The organism is Nostoc sp. MG11 (assembly GCF_014904695.1).
Classification (GTDB): Bacteria; Cyanobacteriota; Cyanobacteriia; order Cyanobacteriales; family Nostocaceae; genus Komarekiella.
In genome coordinates this window covers 1-2892 of the sequence record NZ_JACXXN010000144.1, presented here as the reverse complement: position 1 = coordinate 2892, position 2892 = coordinate 1, and the positions used below count along the sequence as shown (strand labels likewise).

Sequence of the window (2892 nt, the reverse complement as noted above, 5' to 3'; positions counted from 1 at the left end):
CCCGCCGAATATCACTAACCGCTTGGGGTAGCATTTCCAATTGCTCTGCTCGATAGGCGATCGCGGATTGTGTCGGTTCACTTCCCAGAATGATTGCCGCAGCTTCCAGGGCTTGGGTATTGTTCATAGCGCTGGCAAGGTTTTTCAATGCCATACCCATCAGCCGTAAGCATTCCTGTGCATTCTCCTTTGGTGGTTCCAGCGCTAGCGATCGCAAATCAATTGTCTTCTCCAGTGCTTGCTTCACCTGTTTATTCAAGGCTTTGGTCGCTTGTTGGGTCATGGTATTTCCCCACTGTTGGGAAGGGCGCTGTTCTACAGCGTGTTCTAATTCCTGAATGCGTTGCTGGAGTTGCTGGTTTTCAATCTCCAGTTTCCTTAACCCTTCCATTTCATCCAGCCGTTGCTGTAACTGGATGTTTTGCTCTTTCTGCTGCTTGTACAGGTTTTGCAGAGATTGAATTTGCTCAATTACTTGTTCTTCTGCTCTGGCCGATACTTCTGCTTGTAGCCCAATTCTCAATTCCTGCTCTAGACGCTCTATTTCATGTTTATGCTGCTCTTTGAGTGCCGCGATCGCTTCTGTGTATTCTGCGGGGTGAGTGCATTCTCTGGGGAATGGAACGCTGGCGGCATCTAGATCCCCATTGTTGATCAATAACCTTTCACCATCGCTGAACGTGACAATCTGCTGCCAGTGATTCGGCGCGTCTGCCTCAATCACTCCTGATTCGCCATAACGAGGGTGCGAAAGGGAAGAAACAGTCACAGAATTACACAATTGCGTTTTATGGTTTTCGCTTTTTGCGGTGCGTTTAGTTCTTGGTGCGACTTGCTGGACTGCTTTGGCGAAATCGGCGGCAGTGGGGAAAGGTTTTTCCTGAGCTGCGATCGCTACGACTTCCTGTAACTTATCAGGAGTTTTAACCAGCCGGAGTAAGGGGCGAGTTTGAGAGGGTTTAGTAATCTTTTCCCTGAGTTCCTCTGGCAGAGTATCAACTACTTTCTTCGCAGACAGCAAATCTCTGACCCGGCGATATCCCCCGTGTTTGGTCAACTCATTTTCGCAGTAAGCTTCAAAGCTCTTGTGTCCACCATCTTCGTAATAGCCTTTGTCTCGCATCAGTCGCAATTCATCGGATGCTTGCCACTCAAAACGGTCGATGGCAGTGAAGGTTTCCTGGATGCTGGTGTTGACAACACCATAATCTAAAAGCGATGTTGTTCCGGGGTTGTAGTCAATAACGGTATTATCCTCTGTGCATGGTGCAAGAAGATTTGATATTGTTTGATTAACCATAAACCTGAGCGTTTGTGGAACTACCCTCAGCGCCTGCCTCGAAAACAATCGCTGGGGGTTTGAATTTGTCAGCATAATTGCTTTGAGTCTAGCATCAGGCTAGCCACAAAGCAACTGGGCTAGACAGATATCACCACCCTTTAAAAGCTTCGCCCCCTATTGTTCTATAGGAGGCGAGTTTGTTGCTAGATTTATGAGATTTTTGGCGCTGGCTAGCATGTGTTCTAGCTGACTCTTGAGTTGTTGATTTTCTGCGGCTAGCCCGCCCTTAATTTTCCCAGTTCTGCTTTAATCTCCGCTATCTCTTGTTGTTGTCTTTCTATAACTTGCCTGATATCAACAACATTAGTTTCACTCTCTTCTCTACCGAGTCTACCTCTAATGTAGCTTTCTATATCTTCAGTCATACTTGTTCCTTCTTTTTCTAGCAACTCTTTATACTCAACGTACAAGCTCTCATCAAGCCTTACATTCATCTGAGCGCCACGCTTCCTAGTAGAAAGCTTTCTTTCGTCTGCCATCTTTTCTTCTTTGAATTTAAACAACTATTTACACTATAAAGCACGGTCTAGCCAGTGGCTATAACTTCTACTAATGTCTAAAGCCTATGTAGATCAGTTAATTGGCTAGATTGTGTCTTGACAGTGGCTAGCCAAAATAGTATATTAGATTCATGAGATACAAACAAAAGACGATCACCCTGTCTGGAAAACTAGCGATCGCCCTTTGTGAAAAACCTAACCCCATGTAGAGGCAGGAGATCCTCATTATGACGCAATCAGTTTACATACAGCAAGCACCCTCAAGCTTCAAGCTAAATCAAACACTAGTTGCCGATGCCCCTCGCAGAGATGAACAAGTGCTAGCCCAAGCAGAACTCGACAACTACATCGAAACCCAAGCCGAAGCTGTAGCCCCAACCCAAGACCCCCTGACTGCTCGTGATCGTCGGATTATTGGCGAGATTATCGAAGTCCGACCCGAATCCGTTCGTACCATCTGGATCGAAGGCGGGATTACGGTATGGGTGCAGTTAATCGATGGCGGACAGCTACCCTTTGACAGGAACTGGTTTGCTACAAGAGTTGCATCCGTTAAGGCAACATTACCAGAAACGCTACTAGAACGTAACGAACGATTGAGCGATGAATTGGAAAAAGCTTGCACTGTTTTTGGTCTGTACCACGGGAAAATTGACTGGTTATCTTTCAGCATCAAACTCTACCAAGACGGGCGTTTGGTTGGCTTCGTCGGGTGCAATCAAGAAGGCTGGTACGCAAGACCAAGACAGTACGGACTCAATCGTGTGGCTCCAAGTGCAGAACAAGTGATTGCGTCGTTAGGAGTCCGAATAGCAGTAGCGGCTTAGTTGCTGAAGTGAGCAAATTAAAAGCGATTCCTGGCACTGTCATAAATAGCTAAGTCGAACACTATCCAGTATCAACGCAATTTTTAGCAACAACAACGCGATTATGGAAACCATTACAATCAACAAAGCGTCTTTCTCATTCCACCCAGCCAACCAAAACTGCAAGCCAACTGCGCTAAAGAATACGGGCAATTCTTACTCGATTGTCCCCCAAAACTGACAA

At 46.2% G+C, this 2892-nt stretch carries 3 protein-coding genes; 1 reads left to right on the top strand and 2 read right to left on the bottom strand.

The annotated features are described in order from the left end of the window. Nucleotides 1-1300 (bottom strand): hypothetical protein (locus HCR01_RS37515; RefSeq protein ID WP_226890080.1); only part of this gene is annotated, 1300 nt, incomplete at its 3' end. Between the two features lie 257 nt (nt 1301-1557). Continuing rightward, the gene (locus HCR01_RS37510; RefSeq protein WP_094345164.1) at nt 1558-1821 is read right to left on the bottom strand and encodes a hypothetical protein; all 264 of its coding nucleotides are present in this window, start codon (nt 1819-1821) and stop codon (nt 1558-1560) included. Between the two features lie 248 nt (nt 1822-2069). Here HCR01_RS37510 and HCR01_RS37505 point away from each other — a divergent pair, with 248 nt between their 5' ends. Then, the gene (locus tag HCR01_RS37505; protein WP_193200948.1) at nt 2070-2669 is read left to right on the top strand and encodes a hypothetical protein; all 600 of its coding nucleotides are present in this window, start codon (nt 2070-2072) and stop codon (nt 2667-2669) included. Nucleotides 2670-2892: the final 223 nt, after the last annotated feature.

What these genes read in the sequence shown, in the direction of transcription:
- HCR01_RS37510 (WP_094345164.1), bottom strand. Translation starts at nt 1,821, where the DNA reads ATGGCAGACGAAAGAAAGCTTTCTACTAGGAAGCGTGGCGCTCAGATG.
- HCR01_RS37505 (WP_193200948.1), top strand. Translation starts at nt 2,070, where the DNA reads ATGACGCAATCAGTTTACATACAGCAAGCACCCTCAAGCTTCAAGCTA.